We start from the raw sequence: 22,532 nt of genomic DNA on the forward strand, positions 1-22,532 counted from the left end.
CGCGGGGCAATTCGCATCGGCGCACCGCCGCTCCCACAAGGCTCTGTGGGAGCGGGATTGCCCCGCGATCATTTCAACCGGCTGTTACTGTTGAGCCCAAGGCACGATCGGAATCGCCGTCACCGCATTCTGCGGGCTGCCTTCGATCACGCGGTCGCTGTACACCAGGTACACCAGCGTGTTGCGCTTCTTGTCGAGAAAACGTACCACCTGCATGGTCTTGAACACCAGCGAGGTGCGTTCCTTGAACACCTCCTCGCCATCCTTGAGCTCACCCTTGAACTGGATCGGCCCGACCTGACGGCAGGCAATCGACGCCTCGGCGCGGTCCTCGGCCAGACCCAACCCCCCTTTCAGGCCGCCGGTCTTGGCCCGCGACAGGTAACAAGTCACACCATCGACCTTCGGGTCGTCGAACGCCTCGACGACGATGCGGTCATTCGGCCCGACGAACTTGAACACGGTGGACACCTGGCCGATTTCCTCGGCCCAGGCCAGCATCGGCAGTGCCAGCGCGGCGGCGGCAATCAATCCTTTAAGCACTTGCATCTCCTTCAGACCAACACCAGGTTGTCGCGGTGCACCAGCTCAGGCTCGGCGCTGTAGCCCAGCAGGCCCTCAATGGCATCGGACGGCTGGCCAATGATCTTCTGCGCCTCCAGGGCGCTGTAGTTGGCCAGGCCACGGGCCACTTCCAGGCCGTCGGGACCGACGCAGACCACCATCTCGCCACGGCGGAAACTGCCCTGCACGGTCTTCACGCCGACCGGCAGCAGGCTCTTGTTCGATTCGCGCAGCGCCTTCACGGCACCGTTGTCGATCACCAGGGTGCCACGGGTCTGCAGATGGCCGGCCAGCCACTGCTTGCGCGCGGCGAGCATGCCGCGCTCAGGCGACAGCAGGGTGCCCAGGCGCTCACCGGCCTTCAGGCGGTCGAGCACGCGCTCGATACGGCCACCGATGATGATGGTATGCGCACCAGAACGGGCAGCCAGGCGCGCGGCGCGCAGCTTGGTTTGCATGCCGCCACGGCCCAAGGCGCCGCCGGTGCCGCCGGCCACGGCATCCAGCGCCGGGTCATCGGCGCGGGCTTCGTAGATCAGCTGGGCCTCGGGGTTGTTGCGCGGGTCAGCGTCGAACATGCCGTCGCGGTCGGTGAGGATCACCAGCAGGTCGGCTTCCACCAGGTTGGCCACCAACGCCGCCAGGGTGTCGTTGTCACCGAAGCGGATCTCGTCGGTGACCACGGTGTCGTTCTCATTGATCACCGGCACCACGCCCAGGTCTACCAGGGTGCGCAGGGTGCTGCGGGCGTTGAGGTAACGCTTGCGGTCGGAGAGGTCGTCGTGGGTCAGGAGGATCTGCGCGGTGTGCTTGCCGTGTTCGCCGAAGCTCGACTCCCAGGCCTGCACCAGGCGCATCTGGCCAAGCGAGGCGGCGGCCTGCAGCTCGTTCATCGCGCTCGGTCGCGTGGTCCAGCCCAGCTGGCTCATGCCCGCCGCCACGGCCCCGGAGGAGACCAGCACCAGTTCCACGCCCGCTTCACGCAGGGCCAGCATCTGCTCGACCCACACCGCCATGGCGCCACGGTCGAGGCCCTTGCCGTCGGCGGTCAGCAGCGCGCTGCCGATCTTCACGACCCAGCGCTTGGCGCCAGTCACCTTGCTTCGCATCTTCTCTTCCAACCTATGTCGAATCTGTAGATACCTTGGATACAAAAACGCCGCTCCAGAGAGCGGCGTTTAGTGTACTGCAACCGATCAGTCGCGCACGTAAATGATTTCCGGGCCGTCTTCATCGTCCTCGAAATCATCCCAGTCGTCATCGTCGCCGATGTCGTGCACGCTCTTGACGCCGGTGCGACGCAGGGTGCGGGCGTCGTCGAGGGCCTGCAGCTGGGCGCGGGCCTCGTCTTCGATGCGCTGGTCGAGCTCGGCCAGCTCTGCAGCGTAGGCCGGGTCATTGGCCAGGCGGTCGGCGCGGTCCTCGAGGTAACGCATCAGGTCATGGCTGAGCTTCTCGGTACCCTGCTTGGCGATAGCCGAGATCACGTACACCGGGCCATCCCAGTTCAGGCGCTCGACCACTTCCTTGACGCGCTCGTCACGCTCGTCGTCCATGATCATGTCGGCCTTGTTCAGCACCAGCCAGCGCTCACGGTCGACCAGCGCCGGGCTGAACTGCGCCAGCTCGTTGATGATCACTTCGGCTGCGTCGGCCGGGCTGCTGCCATCCAGCGGCGCCAGGTCGACCAGGTGCAGCAGCACGCGGGTACGGGCCAGGTGCTTGAGGAAGCGGATACCCAGGCCGGCACCTTCGGAGGCGCCTTCGATCAGGCCAGGGATGTCGGCGATGACGAAGCTCTTCCAGCGGTCGACGCTGACCACGCCAAGGTTCGGCACCAGGGTGGTGAACGGGTAGTCGGCGACCTTCGGCTTGGCGGCCGAAACCGAGCGGATGAAAGTACTCTTGCCGGCGTTCGGCAGACCCAGCAGACCGACGTCGGCCAGGACTTTCATTTCCATCTTCAGGTCGCGCTGATCGCCCGGCTTGCCTGGGGTGGTCTGGCGCGGCGCACGGTTGGTGCTCGACTTGAAACGGGTGTTGCCCAGGCCGTGCCAGCCGCCTTGGGCGACCATCAGCTTCTGTCCCGGGGTGACCAGGTCACCGATCACTTCCTGGGTGGAGGCGTCGATCACGGTGGTGCCGACCGGCACGCGCAGGAACAGGTCCTCGCCCTTCTTGCCGGTGCAATCGGTGCTGCCACCGTTCTGGCCGCGCTGGGCCTCGTGGTGGCGGGTATAGCGATAGTCGACGAGGGTGTTGAGGTTCTCGTCGGCCACCATGTACACCGAGCCGCCGTCACCGCCGTCGCCGCCGTTGGGGCCACCGTTCTCGATGAATTTCTCGCGGCGGAAGCTCATGCAACCGTTGCCGCCGTCACCGGCTTTTACCCGGATCGATACTTCGTCTACAAACTTCATTCAAAACCGCCTCTCGTCGGACGACGAGTCGAAAACCAGAAAACCATGAGGCTCTTGCAAAAATGAGCGCGGCGGCCCCGTACGAATCAGAAACCAACGCCGGCAGCCCAGACAAACAGCTTTGCAAGAGGCTCACCACAAACGAAAAAGCCCCGTCGCATGACGGGGCTTCTGGAGCGACGTCGCGATTAAGCGGCGACGATGCTCACGTAACGGCGCATGAACTCGCCTTTCTTCTCGAACTTGATCACGCCTTCGATCTTAGCGAACAGGGTGTGATCCTTGCCCATGCCAACGCCGTAGCCAGCGTGGAATTCGGTGCCGCGCTGACGGACGATGATGTTGCCAGGTTTGATGACCTGACCGCCATACATCTTCACGCCAAGGCGTTTCGATTCTGAGTCGCGACCGTTACGAGTACTACCACCAGCCTTCTTGTGAGCCATGGTTCAATTCTCCAATAAATTCAGGGGATCGGGGCGATTAAGCCTGGATACCGGTGATTTTGATTTCGGTGAACCACTGGCGGTGGCCCATGCGCTTCATGTGGTGCTTACGACGACGGAACTTGATGATGCGAACCTTGTCGTGACGGCCTTGCGAAACGACTTCGGCCACTACTTTAGCACCAGCAACAACTGGAGCGCCGATGGTGACTTCTTCACCGTTGGCGACCAGCAGAACGCGATCGAAGGTCACGGATTCGCCAGTGGCGACTTCCAGTTTTTCGATCTTGAGGAATTCACCTTCAGCGACTTTGTACTGCTTGCCGCCGGTAACGATTACTGCGTAAGACATGGTATTTCTCCGATAATCCTGCTCACCCAGCGCTTTATATGATGAGTATTGGCTGGCATGGCTGCACAGGGCTGGAACGGCCCGGTGCAATTGCGTAAGGCAGGTGCTGCCCAGGAAGTTAGGGTGCGCGATTGTACGCAACCCCATAAATGCTTGCAAGTACCGGCCCGGGGCCACGGCCACCGCGCCTTGACACACCGGTACCTGCGACCTAGCATGCCGCGCAACCTCAATGGAGCAGCCGATGCAACCCCAAACCTTCTACCGCGCGGTAGCTGATGACTTCAGCGCCGTCGACGAGATCATCAAGAAGCAGCTGACCTCGCGCGTGCCGCTGGTATCGAAGATCGGCGACTATATCACGTCCGCTGGCGGCAAACGCCTGCGCCCCCTGCTGGTGCTGCTGTGCGGCAAGGCCCTGGGCCGCGAGGGCGACGACCTGCGCCTGCTGGCGGCGACCATCGAGTTCCTGCACACCGCCACCCTGCTGCACGACGACGTGGTCGACATGTCCGGCATGCGCCGTGGCCGCTCCACCGCCAACGCCCTGTGGGGCAACGCGCCGAGCGTACTGGTGGGCGACTTCCTCTATTCGCGCTCGTTCGAGATGATGGTCGAGCTGGGCTCGATGCCGGTCATGCAGATCCTCTCCAAGGCCACACGGGTGATCGCCGAAGGTGAAGTGCTGCAGCTGTCGCGCGTGCGTGATGCCAGCACCACCGAGGAAATCTACATGGACGTCATCCGCGGCAAGACCGCGATGCTGTTCGAAGCCTCGACCCACAGCGCCGCCGCCCTGGCCGGCGCCACGGACGCGCAGCGCGAGGCCCTGCGTACCTTCGGCGACCACCTGGGCGTGGCCTTCCAGCTGGTCGACGACCTGCTCGACTACAAGGGCGACTCCGAGACCCTGGGCAAGAACGTCGGCGACGACCTGGCCGAAGGCAAGCCGACCCTGCCGCTGATCTACACCATGCGCGAAGGCACCGCGGAGCAGGCCGCTCTGGTACGCCAGGCGATCCAGAAGGGTGGCCTGGAGGACCTGGAGCAGATCCGCCTCGCCGTCGAGGCATCCGGCGCGCTGGACTACACCGCGCAGATGGCCCGCGACTACGTCGCCCGCGCCATCGCCTGCCTGGAAGTGCTGCCGGCCAGCGAATACCGGGATGCACTGGTAGAGCTGAGCGAGTTTGCCGTAGCGCGTACGCACTGATCCATCGCATCACCCCTATCGCGGGGCAAGCCCGCTCCCACGCCAGCACATCATGGCGTGGGAGCAGGCTTGCCCCGCGATGCTTTTGTGCAGGAAATCACTAAACCCTATACAATGTGCGCCTTTAACCGCCTGTACTTGAAAGGAAACGCCGTGAGCACTCTGCCACCCTGCCCCCAATGCAACTCCGAATACACCTATGAGGATGGCACCCAACTGATCTGCCCCGAATGCGCCCACGAGTGGTCGGCCAACGGCGAAGCCGAAGCCGCCAGCGACGACGTGGTGAAAAAGGATTCGGTCGGCAACGTCCTGCAGGACGGCGACACCGTCACCGTGATCAAGGATCTCAAGGTCAAGGGTTCGTCCCTGGTGGTCAAGGTCGGCACCAAGGTCAAGAACATCCGTCTGTGCGACGGCGACCACGACATCGACTGCAAGATCGACGGCATCGGCGCGATGAAACTCAAGTCTGAGTTCGTGCGCAAGGTCTGATCGCCTGCCCCTCGGGGCTGCCCAACGGGCGGCCCTGACAGATCCTGCAACAGGATCGCCGGGACCATTCGGAAGAAATCTTCCAATAGTCTCTTGCTATTTTGATAATAAGAATTATTCTCATTGGAACCGCTATCCAAGGAGAGTAGCCATGACCTATCTCATCGACGCCTGGCTCGACCGCCCCCACCCTTACCTGCGTATCCTGCATCGCGAGACTGGCGAAGTCTGCGCCGTGCTCGAGGAAGACGCGCTCGATGAACTGCGCGACCAGGGCGACCTGGACCTCATGGGGCTGAATTCGAGTGAGCCGGGAGTGCTCAAGGAGCTGGTGAGGAACCTGTTCCTGTTCTGCTATGCGCGGGCATTGCGCCCGGGCGGAACGGATTGGAACTGAATTTAGCAGGCCTGCCCTCATCGCCGGCAAGCCGGCTCCCACACTGATCGCAACGACCTAAGGTCTTGTGCTGTTCCTGTGAGAGCGGGCTTGCACGCGAATGGGCCGCAAAGCGGCCCCGACGGTATTACAGAACGTCGAGCAGTTCGACGTCGAATACCAGGGTGCTGTGCGGCGGGATGCTGCCGACGCCTTGAGCGCCGTAGGCCAGCTCGCTCGGCACGTACAGGCGCCATTTGCTGCCAGCATTCATCAGTTGCAGGGCCTCGGTCCAGCCGGCGATCACGCCGCCAACCGGGAATTCGGCAGGCTGGCCACGATCGTAGGAGCTGTCGAACACGGTGCCGTCGATCAGGGTGCCGTGGTAATGAGTACGCACGTTGTCTTCGCGGGACGGCTTGGCGCCCTCGCCTGCGGTCAGCACTTCGTACTGCAGGCCCGAGGCCAGGGTCACGATGCCTTCACGCTTGGCGTTGTCAGCCAGGAATTCCTTGCCGGCGGCAGCGGCGGCTTCGGCCTTGGCAGCAGCTTCTGCCTGCATCACTTCGCGGATGACCTTGAAGGCCGCCGACAGGTCTTCTTCGCTGACGCGGCTGTCGGCGCCGTTGAAGGCATCGGTCAGGCCGGCGACGATGGCGGTCAGGTTGACGCCCGGTGGCGGGTTGTCGCGCAGCTGGCCACCCAGCTGACGGCCGATGCCGTAGCTGACGCGGGATTCGTCGGTGGACAGATTGAGTTCGGACATTGGCGTGCTCCGCTTGAGGGCGCACTGCATCCGCGCCCTGATGAAAAGGGCGAGCAGCCTAGCACACTGGCGCCGCGCGAAGCAGCTACCAGGCCGATCGCTGGGAGATCGGTAATTTGAGGTCTTCTTCCGGGTGCGTGCCCATGCCGCACATCTCGTCTTGCACGGACCAATGGGTAAGATTCATCGACACTTGGGGAATGGCTTGCAGAAGCTGCCTTGCATCCTCCACCGAATGCACCCTCAGGCGTTCACCACGGGCGTCGGCAAGGGGGTGGGCACGGCCTTTGATCCGGGCCTCCAACAGATAATCGCCGCCTTCGATGGCGATCAGGTTGAGTTCGTCGACATGGCCAGCCCTGGCCTCGGAATTGAGCTGATGCAGGTTCATGGACGCACCTCGCTGCGGGAACCGCGCATGAGTGCTCATTTTTTGTACAGACCTGCTGAAAGTACAAGCCACCATCCGTCAGGAGCTGAAAAGCATCGCGGGGCAAGCCCGCGATGAGCGCAGACGGATCAGTGCTTGGTGATGCGATCCAGGTAACCCATGACGAATGCCGAAATGACGAAGGTCATGTGGATGATCACGTACCACATCAGGTAGTCGGTGGAGATGTTCTGCGCATCCATGAACACCCGCAGCAGGTGGATCGAGGAAATGGCGACGATCGATGCGGCGACCTTCATCTTCAACGACGAGGAATCCATCTTGCCCAGCCAGTTGAGCTTTTCCTTGCTCTCGTCGATGTCCAGCTGCGAGACGAAGTTCTCGTAGCCGGAGATCATCACCATCACCAGCAGGCCACCAACCAGCGACATGTCGATCAGCGACAGGATCACCAGGATCAGGTCGGCTTCGGCGAGGGTGAAGACGTTGGGCAGGACATGGATGATTTCCTGGAAGAACTTCAGGGCCAGTGCCAACAGGCCCAGCGAGAGGCCGAAGTAGATCGGGGCGAGCAGCCAGCGCGAGGCATACATCGCGTTTTCGAGGATACGTTCCATGGACAATAAGGGACTCTGAAGTGACTGGAAAAGCGAGCGCGAGTATATCCAGCCACCTGTTACAGCAAAAGCCTGCGGTCAGTTGCCGCAGGCCCGATAAATCCTCTATATCCTATCGCCGGCAAGCCGGCTCCCACAGGTCAGGTGTGTAACAGCTTGCTGGCGACGAGATCATTGGATCAGGTTTCGGGATGGAACTGATAATCCCCAAGGTTCCGGCAACGTTCACCATTGATCCGACGCAACTGCGCCTGCAGGTGCAGGCACCAGATCTGCGGATCTTCAGCGACCTGATAGCCATGGAGGGTGAGGCTGTCGACGATGGCATTCATCACCGATTCGGCGACCATCGGCCCGTGGAACGGGCCCTGGGCCTTGATCGCCGAGGGTTGTTCACCGGCCATGCCGGCGGCGAACAGCAAGGTCCACATGCCATTGTCGCCGGCCAGCGGACGGATGCTGCATTCGATGCGGGTCACCAGGCCCAGGCACTGGCGGGTGAGGCTGAGGTTGCGCATGGCGGCGTCCCCTCTGTAAAGCCCTGTTCAGCCTGAAACCTTCAGGCTGTTTCCATCCTGAACCCTGATAACGTCCTTAAGTTCCACTGTAGCCGACCTAAGGAAAAAGTTGGAAAACTGGCGCTGAACGGTAGCACTTCGCCGCTAGCGCCAGTTTATTGACTTACGCAGGCTTGGCCTGGGTGATGACCTCCTCCAGGCGCTCTTTCTCGGCTTCCTTGATTTCTTCCTCGCTGATCATCTCGGCGATCACCCGCAGGCGCTCGACCACCCGGGCGTTGACACTGCCCTCGGCGAATTCGCCCTTGTCATCCATCTCGCCGGCCTCCTCGCCCACCAGCAGGCTCAAGGCTTCGTCGGCCTGGCTGACGGCATAGACATGGAAACGACCAGCCTCGACCGCCTGCACCACCCGCTCGTCGAGCATCAGCGTGGCGACGTTGGCACGCGGGATGATCACCCCTTGTTCACCGGTCAGGCCACGGGCTTCACAAAGTCGGAAGAAGCCTTCGATCTTCTCGTTGACCCCACCGACCGCCTGCACCTCGCCAAACTGGTTGATCGAGCCGGTAATGGCAAAGCACTGCTTCAGCGGCGTACGCGACAACGCCGAGATCAGCGTGCATGCCTCGCCCAGCGAGGCGCTGTCGCCGTCGACATAGCCATAGGACTGCTCCAGCGCGATGCTCGCCGAGATCGCCAGGGGAAACTCCTGGGCATAGCGGCTGCCCAGGTAGCCGGTGAGGATCATCACCCCCTTGGAGTGGATCGGCTGCCCCAGGTTGACCTCGCGCTCGATGTCGACGATGCCACTGCCGCCCGGGTAGACGGTGGCGGAAATCCGCGCCGGCATGCCGAACGCCGAATCGCCGACCTCGAGCACGGTCAAGCCGTTGCACTTGCCGATCGCCGCGCCTTCGGTGTCAATCAGGATGATCCCGGCGAGCATGTCGTCTAGCACCCGCTGCGACACCCGCCCGGTGCGCTGGGCCTTGGCCTTCAGGGCGCGCTCGATGTGACCGGCGTCGGTCATGCTCTCGCTGGCCAGCTGGCGGATGAAGTCGGCCTCGCTGACCAGCTGGAACAAGTCGCCGATGCGCGCCGACAGCCGCGACTGGTTCTCGGCCAGGCGCGCGCTGTAGGTGGCCAGGCGCGCCACTGCATCGCTGGTCAGCGGCGCCATGCCTTCCTCGTTGGTGCGGGTGCGCAGCAACTGGGCGAACTGCTCCAGGTTCTCGTCGACCATGGGCATGTCTTCATCGAAGTCCACGAGCACCCGGAACATCTCCTGGAAGTCCGGGTCATGGTCCTGCAGCGCATAGTACAGTTGGCGCGAGCCAATGATCACCAGCTTGACGCTGAGCGGGATCATCTGTGGCGTCAGGCTCACCGTGGCGACACGGCCCAGTTCGCCCAGCGGCGACTCCATCTTCAGCTTGCGCGACTGCAAGGCACGCTTCAGGGCGTCCCAGACAAAGGGCTCGCCGAGCATCTTCTCGGCTTCGAGAATCAGGAAGCCGCCATTGGCGCGGTGCAACGCACCGGCGCGAAGCTGGCGATAGGAGGTGTACAAAGCGCCCTGGTCGGTGCTGTATTCGATGCGACCGAACAGATTGTCGTAGGTCGGATGCGGCTCGAACACCACCGGCGCCCCGCCTTTGCCCGGGTGGCCGACCACCAGGTTGGGGGCGTATTGCTCCTCGAGCATCTTGCGCGCCACCGCGTCGGTCTTGCTGTCATCGACCAATTGTTCGACGACAGTCCGCAGCAGGTTCAACTGCACCGATTGCAGATAGGCGCACACTGCGGCGTTTTCTGCGTACTTTTCCGATAACGGCGCCAGCAGCGGCTGTAGAGCAAGGGTGATGGTCTCCTCGTTGAGCTGGCGCAACTGGTTGTTCGATTCACGCTTCCATTGCGGCAGGCTGGAGAGCTCCTCGTTCAAACGCTCCTCGAGCTCGGCGATGTCCTCGTGGAAGCGCTCGCGCAATTGCTCAGGCAGTTGAGCGAATTCAGCTTCGTCCAGCGCCTTGCCATCGGCCATGGGGGTAAAGGCGACATTGCTGCTGTCGCGGTACAGCGCCACATCCTTCTCCAGCGAGGCGCGCTCGATCACATCCAGTGCCCGGTCATAGCGCTGGTTGAAGGCGCGGTCGATGGCGCTTTTCTTCTGCTGGTAGGAAGGGTGCTCGAACACCGCCGGGAACGTAGCCAACAGGTTGTCGATCAGGCCGTTCATGTCGCTGATGAACTCATGGGCGCTGCCAGCCGGCAGTTCCAGCGCGCGTGGCTCGCGCGAGTCCTCGAAGTTGTTGACATACAACCAGTCGGCCGGGGTGTGCTGGCGCTTGCCTTCGGCCTTGAGGTAACGCTTGACGAAGGAGAAACGGCCCGTACCGGGCTCGCCCATCACATACACGTTGTAACCGGGACGCGGCATGGCCACGCCGAACTGCAGGGCCTCGACAGCACGTTCCTGGCCCAGCACACCACGAAATGGCTCCAGATCGTCGGTATTGGAAAAAGCAAACTGTTCAGCGGAGAAACGCCGGGTCAGGGCTTCTGGCGCGAGACGCAGGCGCGAGGCGACAGGATCGGGCATTGGGTTTCCTTACTTCGGCGGGGCGGATGAAAGGCATTCTGGCGCTGCCAGCGCGTAGCGGCAAGGCTCCGTGGGACTTTATGTCACAGCCCAAGCCTGGCCATCACGCAAGCAATTTTTCGCAATAAACAACGCAACCTTTGGATCGTGCCTAAACTCCAAGCTGCGCAGGAGGATGGAAATCCTCTCGCACTGGCAACTGCGTTGCCAGAAACCTGACCATTGGTACGTCACTTGAGAAAGAGAACATCGCTATGAAACGGATTCTTCTGGGTACTCTGTTCGCCGCTGTCTCGATCAACGCCATGGCTGAAGCGCCAGGCGGCCCGAACTGCGGCTGGGGCAACCTGCTGTTCGAGGGCCAGCGCGGCACGCCGGCCCACTTCCTGGCCTCCACCACCAACGGCACTTCCGGCAACGCAACATTCGGCATGACCTCGGGCACCAATGGCTGCTCGACCAAGGCCGCACTCACCTATGGCGGCAAATCCTGGTTCGCCATGAACGGCATGATGAACGAGCTCTCCGAAGACATGGCCCAGGGCCAGGGCGAAGCCCTGACCACCTATGCCGTGGTCCTAGGTGTAGCCCCTGAAGACCGCGCGCATTTCGCCGCTGTCACCCACGAGCACTTCCAGCAGATCTTCAGCAGCGCCGACGTGACTGCCGAGACTGTCCATTCCAACACCCTGGCGGTGCTCAAGAGCGACCCGCAGTTGGCCAAGTACGCCACCGAGGCTTGAGTACCACGCCTCCCGCCCCGGCAGCGGGGCGGGTTTGGCGCTTTACCTTTCGGCATCATCAGGATGTAGTTGCCCGACATGCTCAAACGCCTCGCTTCCCTGGCGCTGATCGTCAGCGCACCGCTTCATGCCGCCCCACAGCTTGACCTGGCCCGCGTCCAGCAGTTGGCGGCCACGCCCTACTGGATCGCCCTCGGCCATTACGAGACTGCCAAGCTTGGCGGTTGGCGCAGCTATGTGGACGACCCGCGCTTCTTTCTCGCCGAGGATGGCGCGCATCACCCGGACCAGGAGCTGCAGGCAACGGTCGCCGCGCTCTATGCCCCGGCCAGCCTGGGTGACAAGCATGCCCAGTGCGTGTTCCCGGCACGGACCCGCTGGCTGCGCGAACAGCTGGCCCTCACCGACCTGCCGAGCCCGGCCTGCCAGGAATTCGATACCTGGTACAAGTCGATCGACCCGCACAGCGCGGCGCTGATCTTCCCGGCTGCCTACCTCAACAGCCCGTCGTCGATGTTCGGCCATACGCTGCTGCGCATCGACCAGTCCAATACCCGGCGTGACGACACCACGCTGCTGAGCTACGCGATCAATTTCGGCGCCTACATCGAGGGCAGCGACAACAGCATCCTCTATGCCTGGAAAGGCCTGATGGGCGGCTATCCCGGGCTGTTCGCGATGATGCCCTACCAGGAAAAGCTGTCCGAGTACCGCAGCCTGGAAAACCGTGACCTGTGGGAGTATCAACTGGACCTGACCCCAGAAGAGACCGGGCGCATGGTCGAGCACGTGTGGGAACTCAAGCAGATCAAGTTCGACTATTTCTTCTTCGACGAAAATTGCTCCTATCGCCTGCTGGAGCTGTTGCAGGTGGCACGCCCCAGCCTGGACCTGACCTCGCAGTTCCCGCTGACCGCCATCCCGACCGACACCGTGAAGGCGGTGAAACAGTCCGGGCTGGTGGCGAACGTGCGCTACCGCCCGTCCCGCGAGCGTGAACTGCTGGCCCGTGCCGAGCCGCTGGACCACGAGGAAAAGCAGCAGGTGCTGGCCATCAGCGCCGACACCGCGCAGCTGCAGAGCCCCTCCTTCACCGCCCTGCCCCGCGACCGCCAGGCGCTGGTACAGGACGCCGCCTACCGGTTGGAGCGCTACCGCGCCAACGGCCAGGAACGCGACCCGGCCCAGGCCGGCCGCAGCTATGAACTGCTCAGGGCGATCAACCGCAACCCGCCGCCGCCATTGCAGATCGAGCGGCCCGGCCTGCCGGAGGACGGCCACCAGTCGCGAACCTGGCAACTGGGGGTGGGTACCCGTGAGGACCGCGCCTACGCCGAGTATGGCCTGCGCATGGCTTACCACGACCTCAACGACAACATGGACAGTTTCCCCCTCGGCGCGCAGATCGAGATCCTGCAGCTCAAGCTGCGTCAGTACGAGGGCAACGACTGGCAGGTACAACGCCTGGACCTGGCCACCATCCGCTCGCTGACACCGCGCAACGAACTGCTCAAGCCATGGTCGTGGCAGGTCGCGGGCGGCCTGGAGCGCGTGCCGGGCAAGCATGACGACGAGGTGCTGGTCAGCCATGTCAACGGCGGCGCCGGCGGTACCTGGCAACTGGGTGACGACTTGCTGGGCTTTGCCCTGGGCACGGTGCGGGTCGAGCATCACAACGATTTCGCTGAGTTAATCTCGCCCGCCGCCGGGTTCAACGGCGGGCTGCTGTGGCGCAACCCGCTGGGCAACCTGACGCTTGAGGCAAAGGGTGATTTTTTCACCAACGGCGAAGTACGGCGTAGCGTGAGCCTTAACCAGCAATGGGAGATCAGCCGCGACCTGGGCTTGCGATTGAGTGCTTCACGCCAATTCAGCCACCTGGCCACGGCGCAGAACGAGGTGATGCTGGAGTTGAAGTGGTATCAGTACTGAGCACCTGGGCCGCTTTGCGGTCCCAGTCCCGATGCAATCCTTCGACAGCGTTTTGACATCGCGCCAACAATTCCCGACCTAGACTTTGCGGTATCAATCCGAGGGTCCTGTGGTCATGTCGCGGTACTGGTTAGCCTTGTTTCTCTTGCTGCTGGCGGGTTGCGAAACCACCCATGAACAAATGGTCAACCAGGGCTACCCGCCCGCCTATGCCGACGGCTTCCAGGACGGCTGCAGCAGCGGTCGCCAGGCCGCCGGGCTGATGGCCGGCGACTTCCGCAAGGATGCCCCGCGCTACCTGAATAACCGCCAGTACGAAAGCGGCTGGGACGATGGCTTTCGCCAGTGCCACGCCATGCAGTCCAACGAAGACCTGCGCGAGTATCGCGAACGCTATTGGGACGAGCGTGACCGCGACTGGCAGAAGGAGAAAGACCAAGGTGCGGCCCGTGCATACCGCCGCAACTGACGTCGTAAATGGACAACTGTTGAAACCCGCAGCCTGCCACCATGGTCTCCAGCACAAGGAGGCCAACCATGAGCCGAGCATTCGTCAATGAAGACCAGGCCGCCGCCCAGGCCAGCCAGCCGGTCGAGCGCCTGGTCAGCGACCAGCCCAATTACGTCACCGCCAACGGCCTGGCACAGTTGCAGCAGCGAGTGGCCGTGCTCAATGCATTGCGCGCCGCGCTGCAGGCCGAAGGCGATGCCGACAAGCAGCGGCTGGCCGATACCGAGCGTGACCTGCGCTACTTCACCGCTCGGGTGCAGAGCGCGCAGGTGGTACCTGCTGTAACGTCCACGGAGAAGGTGCAGATCGGCAGCCTGGTGCGGTTCGTCGATGAACATGACCAGGAGCATCAGGTGCAACTGGTGGGCGAGGATCAGGCCGATGCCGCCCACGGATTGGTCAACTGGGGCTCGCCGCTGGGGCAGGCGCTTCTGGGCGCCGGGCCTGGGGATGAAGTGTTGTGGCGACGGCCGGCGGGGGACCAGATGATCGAGGTACTGGCCATTCTGGGTGAGTGCTGAAATCATCGCGGCCGCTTCGCGCCCCTTTCGGCGCGAAGCGGCCGCAAGTTATCGAATCAGACCACGCCCTGGGCCAGCATCGCGTCAGCCACCTTCACAAAGCCGGCGATATTGGCGCCCTTGACGTAGTTGATGCTGCCATCGGCCTCCTCGCCGTAGTGCACGCAGGCATGGTGGATCGACTGCATGATGTGGTGCAGCTTGCTGTCCACCTCCCCGGCCGTCCACAGCAGGCGCATGGCGTTCTGCGACATCTCCAGGCCCGACGCGGCCACGCCACCGGCATTGGATGCCTTGCCAGGCGCGTAGAGGATGCCGGCCTCGATGAAGATATCCACAGCCTCCAGGGTGGTCGGCATGTTGGCCCCTTCGGCAACGCAGATACAGCCATTGCGCAGCAGGGTACGGGCGTCTTCGGCGCCCAGTTCGTTCTGCGTCGCGCACGGCAGCGCGATATCGCATGCCAGGCTCCAGGGCGTCTGGCCTTTGCGGAACTCCAGGCCGAACTGCTCGGCCAGCTCGCTGATGCGACCGCGCTTGACGTTCTTCAGCTCCATCACCGCGTCCCACTGGGCATCGGTAAGGCCGGCTTCGGCATACAAGGTGCCTTCGGAGTCGGACAGCGAGATCACCTTGCCGCCCAGGTCCATGACCTTGCGCGCCGCGTACTGGGCAACGTTGCCGGAACCGGAGATCGCCACGCGGCGACCGTCGATGCGCTGGTCGCGGCGCTTGAGCATCTCTTCGGCGAAGTACACGCAGCCGTAGCCGGTGGCCTCCGGGCGGATCAGGCTGCCGCCATAGGTCATGCCCTTGCCGGTCAGCACCGAAGTGAACTGGTTGGCCAGGCGCTTGTACTGGCCGAACAGGAAGCCGATCTCGCGGGCACCGACGCCGATGTCACCCGCAGGCACGTCGAGGTCGGCGCCAATGTGGCGGTACAGCTCGCTCATGAACGCCTGGCAGAAGCGCATCACTTCGGCGTCGCTCTTGCCCTTCGGGTCGAAGTCCGAGCCGCCTTTGCCGCCGCCCATTGGCAGCGAGGTCAGCGAGTTCTTGAACACCTGCTCGAAGGCCAGGAACTTGAGTACGCCCAGGTTGACCGACGGGTGGAAGCGCAGGCCGCCCTTGTACGGGCCGATGGCGCTGCTCATCTGGATGCGGTAGCCGCGGTTGACCTGGACCTTGCCCTGGTCGTCGACCCACGACACACGGAACAGCACGGCACGCTCGGGTTCGACCATGCGTTCGAGAATGCCTGCCTGCAGGTAGTGAGGGTTGGCTTCGAGGAAAGGCCACAGGCTGCGCAGCACCTCCTCCACGGCCTGGTGGAATTCGGGCTGGGCCGGATCGCGTTGTTGCAGTCGGGCCAGGAAATCGTCGACAGATTCGATCATGGTAGACATCTCACCAAGAGAGGGATTGTTTTTGGTTTTTTCGGGAATGTACCAAGAACCAATCGCACTGGAACAGGGCGAAATGTCGTTTTTATGAAATTAATTGGTGCGTTTTCTATAACTGTATACAAGTTTCTCGCTGTACTCGTGAGAGTGCACTTTCTCCCTGCTCTCCCTTAACGCAGCAATCGCGGGGCAAGCCCGCTCCCACGCAGCCCTTCTCATCCCTGAAAGCCAGGCACAAAAATGGGGCCCCTGAGGGCCCCATCGTTGTGCAGCAAAAACCGGCTTACTGGGCCAGTTTCTTGTGACGCACACGGTGCGGCTGGGCAGCGGCGTCGCCCAGGCGCTTCTTGCGATCGGCTTCGTACTCGGTGTAGTTGCCTTCGAAGAACACCACGCTGGAATCGTCTTCGTACGCCAGGATGTGAGTGGCCACACGGTCCAGGAACCAACGGTCGTGGGAAATCACGATGGCGGCGCCCGGGAAGTCCAGCAGGGCTTCCTCGAGCGAACGCAGGGTTTCGACGTCGAGGTCGTTGGACGGTTCGTCGAGCAGCAGGACGTTGCCGCCCTCCTTCAGGGTCAGGGCCAGGTGCAGGCGGCCACGCTCACCACCGGAGAGGTCCTTGACGAACTTCTGCTGGTCGCCGCCCTTGAAGTTGAAGCGGCCGACGTAGGTGCGCGACGGGATCTCGTAGCTGCCGATGCGGATCTGGTCGGAGCCGTCGGAGATCTGCTGGAACACGGTCTTGCTGCCGTCCAGGTCTTCGCGGCTCTGGTCGACGCAGGCCAGCTGCACGGTTTCACCGATCTCGATGCTGCCCGAGTCCGGCTGCTCCTTGCCCATCAGCATGCGGAACAGGGTCGATTTACCGGCACCGTTACCACCGATCACGCCGACGATGGCGCCCTTAGGCATGGCGAACGACAGGTTGTCGATCAGCACGCGATCGCCATAGCCCTTGGTGACGTTCTTGAACTCGATGACCTTGTCGCCCAGGCGCGGACCGGCCGGGATGTAGATCTCGTTGGTCTCGCTGCGCTTCTGGAATTCCTGCGACTGCATCTCTTCGAAGCGCTGCAGACGGGCCTTGGACTTGGACTGGCGGGCCTTGGCGCCTTTGCGCACCCACTCCAGTTCCTCTTTCATGGCCTTCTCGTGGGCGCTCTGCTGCTTGGATTCCTGCGCCAGACGGTCCGACTTGGCTTCCAGCCAGCCCGAATAGTTGCCTTCGTACGGGATGCCGGCGCCGCGGTCCAGTTCGAGGATCCAGCCGGCGACGTTGTCGAGGAAGTAACGGTCGTGGGTGATTGCCACCACGGTACCGGGGAAGTCGTGCAGGAAGCGCTCCAGCCAGGCTACCGAGTCGGCGTCCAGGTGGTTGGTCGGTTCGTCGAGCAGCAGCATGTCGGGGGCCGACAGCAGCAGGCGGCACAGGGCCACGCGGCGCTTCTCGCCACCGGACAGGTGCTCGATCTTCGCCTCCCAGGCCGGCAGGCGCAGGGCATCGGCGGCGACGTCCAGCTGGCGCTCGAGGTTGTGACCGTCGGCGGCCTGCAGGATGGCCTCGAGCTTGGCCTGTTCGGCGGCCAGCTTGTCGAAGTCGGCATCCGGGTCGGCGTAAGCGGCGTAGACCTCGTCCAGGCGGGCCTGGGCTTCCTTGATCACGCTGACCGCTTCCTCGACCACTTCACGCACGGTCTTGCTCGGGTCCAACTGCGGCTCCTGGGGCAGGTAGCCGACGTTGATGTCGGGCATCGGACGGGCTTCGCCGTCGAATTCCTTGTCGACGCCCGCCATGATCCGCAGCAGGGTCGATTTACCAGCGCCGTTCAGGCCCAGCACGCCGATCTTGGCTCCCGGGAAGAACGACAGGGAAATATTCTTGAGAATTTCCCGCTTCGGCGGCACGACCTTGCTCAGCCGATGCATGGTGTAGACGTATTGAGCCAAAACCAAGCCCTCTATCAGATAGGTAAATACACGCGCCCCGGCATTGGCCAGGGGATGTGATTACGGGGTCATTGAATAAAGTGGGCCATTCTACGCCAAGTCGCGGCGTTGCACAGATGGGGTAGATGGCGGGGCCGCCCGGCGGCCTTCGCGGGGCAAGCCCGCGCCCACGCCGGCACGGGTGGGGCGGGCTTGGCGCAGGCTCAGACGTGCGACTGCCTGGCCTTGCCACGCGGCAGGCGGCAACGGTCCGATTGCTCGGCCAGGCGCGCGGCCCAGGCGGACTTGACGCTGAAGCCGCCACTGCGGGCAGGTTTGCCAGCCGGCTTGCCCACGGCCTTGGCAGGCGCGGCAGTGGGTTTGGCGGTGGTTTGTGCGGCAACCTGGGCGACCGGCTCGGCGGCAGCCTTGGCCGACTTGCGCAGCTCGGCCAGCGACGGCGTCTTGTTGGCACTGGCGGCGGCCGCGTCCGGCTTGGCCAGCGAGCGCTGGCAGGTCTTGCAGGATACGTCCTCGGCCACGGCAGTGCTGACCAGCGTCTGACTGCTACGCCCGCAGGCGGAATCGAGGCCATTGGTGGAATAGTGGGTAACCAAAACCGTACATCTCCGATGCGTTGACTATGAAGCGGGCGGCATTCTCGCACAGGTTGCAGGGACTTGCAGAACCGGCATGACCAACTGCCGGCCGGCATCGGACATGCGGACTGGCACTTTGCCATATTTGAAGGCATGCTAGTCGGCTTCCCGCGTGCGTCTTATAGTGCGCCCAGCAACCACGGCACGGGCCGTGCATGCAGCGACAACGCAACCCCTGCCATCGTCAGCCCAATCGCAGGACCCAACGCTTGACCAATCTCACGCAACCGTCATCCCTGCGTCCTGCCGATTCCACGGCCGGCACGCACCTGCGTGGCTCGCTCAAGGGGGCGCTGGCCCTGCTCGCCCTGGTTCTGCTGGGGCTGCTGCTGTGGCAACTTTTCTCCCAGTACCGCCATACCCAGGCCGACCTGCGCCAGCAGAGCCTGGCCACCAGTGCCGAACTGGCCGACCATCTGAGCCTGAACATGGCGCTGAAGGCCCAGCAATCACTGAACCTGGTCCAGCCCTACGTCAAACCTCCGGCGCCTGTCGCCCTGCCCAGCCTGCTCGCCACCTTGCAGGCCCGCCTGCCGGCCCTGCGCGACCTGGCCTGGCTTGACGCCACCGGGCAGGTGCGCAGCGACACCCTCGCTGGCTCACCCGACCGTCAGCTGATTGACGACCTGCTGCAACTGAATCAGGGCAGGGCATTTTTCTATGGCAACGATGCCGACAATCAGCGGCTCTACCTGCTGCTGCGCCAGCCGACCGAGCAAGACCGCGGCTACTGGCTGCTGCGCCTGAGCCGCGACTACTACCAGGAGCTGACCCGTCACCTTGACGGCCCCACCCATCCCCTGTGGCTGCTGGAAAACAGCCGCAGCGGCGAGGTCATCGAGCGCCACGGGCACCGGCAGACCAGCGAAGAGCCTCTGCAAAGCGTGATGCTTGCCTTCATCGACAACAGCACCTGGCAACTGCGTGGCCTGTTCGATGCCGGCCTGGCCCGCGACAGGTTGCTGCCGGCGCTGCTCGGCAAATGCGTGCTGGTGCTGTTCTGCGCGCTGCTGCCGGTGCTGGCGCTGATCAACATGCGCCGTCGCCAACGCGCCTTGCAGGAAGACCGTCGGCGCTACCAGGAAATCTTCGAGGGCACCGGCGTGGCCCTGTGCGTGCTCGATCTCTCCAGCCTGCCGGGGCAGCTCGACCGCTACCACCTGCGCAACCGCGCCGCGCTCAAGCAAAGCCTGGCCCTGGACACCAAGCTGCGCCGCACCTTGCTTGCGGAACTGAAGATCACCGAGATCAACCAGGTGGCCCGCCAACTGCTCAACGTCGACTCCCACGCTGGCGCCTGGCAGCGCCTGATAGATGGCAGCGGGGACAGCCGCGACAGTATCGGCATGCAGTTGATCGACGCGCTGATCGAAGAGCGCCAGCAACTCGAACTGGAGGTCCGCCTACCCGCCCCGCTCGGTGGTGAACTGCACCTGTGGCTGATGGCCCGACTGCCGCAGCAGCGCCGTGACTACCAGGCGGTAATCCTGAGCATCAGCGACATCACCAGCCGCAAGCAGGTGGAGCTGTCGCTGCTCGAACGCGAGGGCTTCTGGTCGGACGTGGTGCGTACCGTGCCCGACCAGCTCTACGTGCAGGACGTTGACAGCCAGCGGATGATCTTCAGCAACCGCCACCTCGGCCAGACCCTCGGTTACGACCGCGCGGAGCTGGCACAGATGGGTGACCGCTTCTGGGAGATGCTCCTGCATCCCGGCGATGCCGAGCACTACCGCGCCCTGCGCCAGCAGCAGCGCGACACCGGCTATGGCCAGTCGCTGCACTGCCAGTTGCGCTTCCGCCATCGCGACGGTGGCTGGCGGTGCTACGACATCCGCGAGCAGGTGCTGACCCGCGACAGCGAAGGCCTGGTCACACGTATCATCGGCGTGGGCAAGGATGTCACCGTGCAGATCGAAGCCAGCGAATCGCTGCGCGACAGCGAACAGCGCTACCGCATGCTCGCCGAGAGCATCAGCGACGTGATCTTCTCCACCGACAGCCAGCTGCAGCTCAACTATGTCAGCCCCTCGGTGCAGGCGGTGCTGGGCTACCAGGCCGACTGGATCTTTGCCAACGGCTGGCAGTCGATCATTGCCAACCCGGCCCAGCTCAGCGGTGTCTACAACCTGCTCGAGCGCGTCAGCCAGGTGCTGGACGACAGCACGCAACTGGCCCAGTTGCGCAGTACCCTGCCTACGCAGTTGTTCCTGTTCGACTGCCTGCGCGCCGACGGCCGCAAGATCCCCATCGAGCTGCGCCTGGTGCTGGTGTGGGACGAACACGAGCGCTTCGAGGGGGTGCTCGGCGTGGGCCGCGACATCAGCCAGCAACGCAGGGCCGAAAAAGACCTGCGCATGGCCGCGACCGTGTTCGAGCACTCCACCTCGGCGATCCTCATTACCGACCCGGCCGGCTATATCGTCCAGGCCAACGAAGCATTCACCCGCGTCAGCGGCTATGCCGTGGCCGAGGTGCTCGACCAGCTCCCCGGCATGCTCACCGTCGAGCAGCAACAGAACGCCCAGCAAGGCTACGTGCTCAAGCAACTGAGCCAGCGCGGCAGCTGGGAAGGCGAGGTCTGGCTGAAACGGCGCAACGGCGAGCACTACCCGGCGTGGGTAGGCATCACCGCGGTGCTCGACGATGAAGGCGACCTGGCCAGCTATGTGTGCTTCTTCACCGACATCAGCGAACGCAAGGCCAGCGAGCAGCGCATCCACCGCCTGGCCTACTACGATGCCCTCACTCACCTGCCCAACCGCACGTTGTTCCAGGACCGCCTGTACACCGCCCTGCAACAGGCCGAGCGCCAGAAGGCCTGGGTGGTGCTGATGTTCCTCGACCTCGACCGCTTCAAGCCGATCAACGACTCCCTTGGCCATGCGGCGGGCGATCGCATGCTCAAGGACATGGCCGAGCGCCTGCTGGCCTGCGTCGACGACGACGACACCGTGGCGCGCATGGGCGGCGACGAGTTCACCCTGCTGCTGCAGCCCAAGGCCAGCCGCGAGCAGGCCCTCAACCGCGCCATCCATGTTGCCGAGCACATCCTCGACGGGCTGGTCACCCCGTTCGTGCTGGAAAACCGCGAGTTCTTCGTCACCGCCAGTATCGGCATCGCCCTGAGCCCACAGGACGGCAGCGAGCTCAGCCAGTTGATGAAGAACGCCGACACGGCGATGTACCACGCCAAGGAACGCGGCAAGAACAACTTCCAGTTCTACCAAGCGGACATGAACGCCAGCGCCTTGGAGCGTCTGGAACTGGAAAGCGACCTGCGCCATGCACTAGAGCAGAACGAGTTCATCCTCTATTACCAGCCACAGTTCAGCGGCGACGGCAAGCGCCTGACCGGCGCCGAGGCGCTGTTGCGCTGGCGCCACCCGACACGCGGCCTGGTGCCGCCGGGCGACTTCATCCCGGTGATCGAGGAGCTGGGCCTGGTGGTCGACGTTGGCGACTGGGTACTGCGCGAATCCTGCCGTCAGCTCAAGGCCTGGCACCAGCAGAAAGTGCGTGTGCCCAAGGTGTCGGTGAACATCTCCGCCCGGCAGTTCTCCGACGGCCAGCTGGGCACGCGCATCGCAACTATCCTCGACGAAACGGGGCTGCCGCCGGCGTGCCTGGAGCTGGAGCTGACCGAAAGCATCCTGATGCGCGAGGTCAACGAGGCCATGCAGATCCTCGACAGCCTGAAGAACCTGGGCCTGAGCATCGCGGTCGACGACTTCGGCACCGGCTACTCGTCGCTCAACTACCTCAAGCAGTTCCCCATCGACGTGCTGAAGATCGACCGCACCTTCGTCGATGGTCTGCCCGAAGGCGAACAGGACGCACAGATCGCCCGGGCGATCATCGCCATGGCCCACAGCCTCAACCTGGCGGTGATCGCCGAGGGCGTGGAAACTCATGAGCAGTTGGAGTTCCTGCGCGAACACGGCTGTGACGAGGTGCAGGGCTACCTGTTCGGCCGACCGATGCCCGCCAACCAGTTCGAGGCCCAGTTCAGCAACGAGACGTTGTTCATGTTCCAGTAGGCGCTGCGCGGGGTCTTCGCGCCCACCAGACCT

Annotated in this window: 21 protein-coding genes; 8 read left to right on the forward strand and 13 right to left on the reverse strand. The window is 63.5% G+C overall.

Annotation, left to right across the window (positions count from 1 at the left end; all coding sequences use genetic code 11):
• Nucleotides 1-84: 84 nt before the first annotated feature.
• The 5 genes from OH705_RS06470 to rplU form a co-directional block, all read right to left on the reverse strand.
• The gene (locus OH705_RS06470) at nucleotides 85-549 is read right to left on the reverse strand and encodes a CreA family protein (protein WP_267301477.1); all 465 of its coding nucleotides are present in this window, start codon (nucleotides 547-549) and stop codon (nucleotides 85-87) included.
• A gap of 5 nt (nucleotides 550-554) precedes the next feature.
• Nucleotides 555-1,673, reverse strand: coding sequence for a glutamate 5-kinase (proB, locus tag OH705_RS06475; RefSeq protein WP_267301479.1), 1,119 nt, complete (start codon nucleotides 1,671-1,673; stop codon nucleotides 555-557).
• 87 nt (nucleotides 1,674-1,760) lie between these two features.
• A complete protein-coding gene (gene cgtA / locus OH705_RS06480) occupies nucleotides 1,761-2,984 on the reverse strand; it encodes an Obg family GTPase CgtA (protein WP_023631407.1) in 1,224 nt (407 codons plus the stop codon).
• A 188-nt stretch (nucleotides 2,985-3,172) separates the two neighbouring features.
• Nucleotides 3,173-3,430, reverse strand: a complete 258-nt coding sequence (gene rpmA, locus OH705_RS06485; protein WP_003247464.1) for a 50S ribosomal protein L27 — start codon at nucleotides 3,428-3,430, stop codon at nucleotides 3,173-3,175.
• 37 nt (nucleotides 3,431-3,467) lie between these two features.
• Complete coding sequence (gene rplU, locus OH705_RS06490) at nucleotides 3,468-3,782, reverse strand: 50S ribosomal protein L21 (RefSeq protein ID WP_003247466.1); 315 nt, start codon at nucleotides 3,780-3,782, stop codon at nucleotides 3,468-3,470.
• 244 nt (nucleotides 3,783-4,026) lie between these two features.
• On the opposite strand from rplU, the gene OH705_RS06495 reads away from it, so the two are divergent.
• The 3 genes from OH705_RS06495 (at nucleotide 4,027) to OH705_RS06505 (ending at nucleotide 5,887) form a co-directional block, all read left to right on the forward strand.
• Nucleotides 4,027-4,995, forward strand: coding sequence for a polyprenyl synthetase family protein (locus tag OH705_RS06495; protein ID WP_094010322.1), 969 nt, complete (start codon nucleotides 4,027-4,029; stop codon nucleotides 4,993-4,995).
• A 153-nt stretch (nucleotides 4,996-5,148) separates the two neighbouring features.
• The gene (locus OH705_RS06500) at nucleotides 5,149-5,490 is read left to right on the forward strand and encodes a zinc ribbon domain-containing protein YjdM (RefSeq protein ID WP_046857186.1); all 342 of its coding nucleotides are present in this window, start codon (nucleotides 5,149-5,151) and stop codon (nucleotides 5,488-5,490) included.
• Between the two features lie 151 nt (nucleotides 5,491-5,641).
• Nucleotides 5,642-5,887, forward strand: a complete 246-nt coding sequence (locus OH705_RS06505; RefSeq protein ID WP_038707330.1) for a hypothetical protein — start codon at nucleotides 5,642-5,644, stop codon at nucleotides 5,885-5,887.
• Between the two features lie 127 nt (nucleotides 5,888-6,014).
• Here OH705_RS06505 and OH705_RS06510 read toward each other — a convergent pair whose 3' ends face one another.
• The 5 genes from OH705_RS06510 to OH705_RS06530 form a co-directional block, all read right to left on the reverse strand.
• Nucleotides 6,015-6,632 (reverse strand): FKBP-type peptidyl-prolyl cis-trans isomerase, encoded by a 618-nt coding sequence (locus OH705_RS06510; protein WP_023631144.1) that lies wholly within the window; start codon nucleotides 6,630-6,632, stop codon nucleotides 6,015-6,017.
• 85 nt (nucleotides 6,633-6,717) lie between these two features.
• Complete coding sequence (locus OH705_RS06515; protein ID WP_023631145.1) at nucleotides 6,718-7,023, reverse strand: DUF6482 family protein; 306 nt, start codon at nucleotides 7,021-7,023, stop codon at nucleotides 6,718-6,720.
• A 128-nt stretch (nucleotides 7,024-7,151) separates the two neighbouring features.
• Nucleotides 7,152-7,640 (reverse strand): TIGR00645 family protein, encoded by a 489-nt coding sequence (locus OH705_RS06520; RefSeq protein ID WP_023631146.1) that lies wholly within the window; start codon nucleotides 7,638-7,640, stop codon nucleotides 7,152-7,154.
• Between the two features lie 179 nt (nucleotides 7,641-7,819).
• Entirely contained in the window at nucleotides 7,820-8,158 is a 339-nt protein-coding gene (locus tag OH705_RS06525; RefSeq protein WP_023631147.1) for a hypothetical protein, read from the reverse strand.
• Nucleotides 8,159-8,321: 163 nt separating this feature from the next.
• Nucleotides 8,322-10,760 carry a Lon protease family protein gene (locus OH705_RS06530; protein WP_094010323.1) on the reverse strand — a complete coding sequence of 813 codons (2,439 nt, stop codon included), beginning with the start codon at nucleotides 10,758-10,760 and terminating at the stop codon, nucleotides 8,322-8,324.
• Between the two features lie 254 nt (nucleotides 10,761-11,014).
• Here OH705_RS06530 and OH705_RS06535 point away from each other — a divergent pair, with 254 nt between their 5' ends.
• From OH705_RS06535 to OH705_RS06550, 4 genes are all read left to right on the forward strand, one after another.
• Nucleotides 11,015-11,503, forward strand: coding sequence for a DUF3015 domain-containing protein (locus tag OH705_RS06535; protein ID WP_023630569.1), 489 nt, complete (start codon nucleotides 11,015-11,017; stop codon nucleotides 11,501-11,503).
• A 78-nt stretch (nucleotides 11,504-11,581) separates the two neighbouring features.
• Nucleotides 11,582-13,435, forward strand: a complete 1,854-nt coding sequence (locus tag OH705_RS06540) for a DUF4105 domain-containing protein (RefSeq protein ID WP_267301493.1) — start codon at nucleotides 11,582-11,584, stop codon at nucleotides 13,433-13,435.
• Between the two features lie 115 nt (nucleotides 13,436-13,550).
• Entirely contained in the window at nucleotides 13,551-13,904 is a 354-nt protein-coding gene (locus OH705_RS06545; RefSeq protein ID WP_267301495.1) for a hypothetical protein, read from the forward strand.
• Nucleotides 13,905-13,972: 68 nt separating this feature from the next.
• On the forward strand, nucleotides 13,973-14,467 hold the full coding sequence (locus OH705_RS06550) for a GreA/GreB family elongation factor (protein ID WP_267301497.1): 495 nt from the start codon (nucleotides 13,973-13,975) through the stop codon (nucleotides 14,465-14,467).
• A 56-nt stretch (nucleotides 14,468-14,523) separates the two neighbouring features.
• Here OH705_RS06550 and gdhA read toward each other — a convergent pair whose 3' ends face one another.
• From gdhA to OH705_RS06565, 3 genes are all read right to left on the reverse strand, one after another.
• Complete coding sequence (gene gdhA / locus OH705_RS06555) at nucleotides 14,524-15,864, reverse strand: NADP-specific glutamate dehydrogenase (protein ID WP_267301498.1); 1,341 nt, start codon at nucleotides 15,862-15,864, stop codon at nucleotides 14,524-14,526.
• A 289-nt stretch (nucleotides 15,865-16,153) separates the two neighbouring features.
• Nucleotides 16,154-17,821, reverse strand: a complete 1,668-nt coding sequence (gene ettA, locus OH705_RS06560; protein WP_110604458.1) for an energy-dependent translational throttle protein EttA — start codon at nucleotides 17,819-17,821, stop codon at nucleotides 16,154-16,156.
• Nucleotides 17,822-18,024: 203 nt separating this feature from the next.
• Nucleotides 18,025-18,417, reverse strand: a complete 393-nt coding sequence (locus OH705_RS06565) for a hypothetical protein (RefSeq protein ID WP_023632059.1) — start codon at nucleotides 18,415-18,417, stop codon at nucleotides 18,025-18,027.
• A gap of 251 nt (nucleotides 18,418-18,668) precedes the next feature.
• Here OH705_RS06565 and OH705_RS06570 point away from each other — a divergent pair, with 251 nt between their 5' ends.
• On the forward strand, nucleotides 18,669-22,499 hold the full coding sequence (locus OH705_RS06570; protein ID WP_110604459.1) for an EAL and GGDEF domain-containing protein: 3,831 nt from the start codon (nucleotides 18,669-18,671) through the stop codon (nucleotides 22,497-22,499).
• Nucleotides 22,500-22,532: the final 33 nt, after the last annotated feature.

It is taken from the genome of Pseudomonas sp. BJa3 (assembly GCF_026343815.1).
Lineage (GTDB): Bacteria > Pseudomonadota > Gammaproteobacteria > Pseudomonadales > Pseudomonadaceae > Aquipseudomonas > Aquipseudomonas soli.

Excerpts from the sequence above, each read along its gene's own strand:
- OH705_RS06550 (WP_267301497.1), top strand. The coding sequence starts at position 13,973 with ATGAGCCGAGCATTCGTCAATGAAGACCAGGCCGCCGCCCAGGCCAGC.
- OH705_RS06535 (WP_023630569.1), top strand. The coding sequence starts at position 11,015 with ATGAAACGGATTCTTCTGGGTACTCTGTTCGCCGCTGTCTCGATCAAC.
- OH705_RS06520 (WP_023631146.1), bottom strand. The coding sequence starts at position 7,640 with ATGGAACGTATCCTCGAAAACGCGATGTATGCCTCGCGCTGGCTGCTC.
- gdhA (WP_267301498.1), bottom strand. The coding sequence starts at position 15,864 with ATGATCGAATCTGTCGACGATTTCCTGGCCCGACTGCAACAACGCGAT.
- rplU (WP_003247466.1), bottom strand. The coding sequence starts at position 3,782 with ATGTCTTACGCAGTAATCGTTACCGGCGGCAAGCAGTACAAAGTCGCT.
- proB (WP_267301479.1), bottom strand. The coding sequence starts at position 1,673 with ATGCGAAGCAAGGTGACTGGCGCCAAGCGCTGGGTCGTGAAGATCGGC.
- rpmA (WP_003247464.1), bottom strand. The coding sequence starts at position 3,430 with ATGGCTCACAAGAAGGCTGGTGGTAGTACTCGTAACGGTCGCGACTCA.
- OH705_RS06515 (WP_023631145.1), bottom strand. The coding sequence starts at position 7,023 with ATGAACCTGCATCAGCTCAATTCCGAGGCCAGGGCTGGCCATGTCGAC.
- OH705_RS06510 (WP_023631144.1), bottom strand. The coding sequence starts at position 6,632 with ATGTCCGAACTCAATCTGTCCACCGACGAATCCCGCGTCAGCTACGGC.
- OH705_RS06470 (WP_267301477.1), bottom strand. The coding sequence starts at position 549 with ATGCAAGTGCTTAAAGGATTGATTGCCGCCGCCGCGCTGGCACTGCCG.
- OH705_RS06525 (WP_023631147.1), bottom strand. The coding sequence starts at position 8,158 with ATGCGCAACCTCAGCCTCACCCGCCAGTGCCTGGGCCTGGTGACCCGC.
- cgtA (WP_023631407.1), bottom strand. The coding sequence starts at position 2,984 with ATGAAGTTTGTAGACGAAGTATCGATCCGGGTAAAAGCCGGTGACGGC.
- OH705_RS06505 (WP_038707330.1), top strand. The coding sequence starts at position 5,642 with ATGACCTATCTCATCGACGCCTGGCTCGACCGCCCCCACCCTTACCTG.
- OH705_RS06495 (WP_094010322.1), top strand. The coding sequence starts at position 4,027 with ATGCAACCCCAAACCTTCTACCGCGCGGTAGCTGATGACTTCAGCGCC.
- OH705_RS06540 (WP_267301493.1), top strand. The coding sequence starts at position 11,582 with ATGCTCAAACGCCTCGCTTCCCTGGCGCTGATCGTCAGCGCACCGCTT.
- OH705_RS06545 (WP_267301495.1), top strand. The coding sequence starts at position 13,551 with ATGTCGCGGTACTGGTTAGCCTTGTTTCTCTTGCTGCTGGCGGGTTGC.
- OH705_RS06530 (WP_094010323.1), bottom strand. The coding sequence starts at position 10,760 with ATGCCCGATCCTGTCGCCTCGCGCCTGCGTCTCGCGCCAGAAGCCCTG.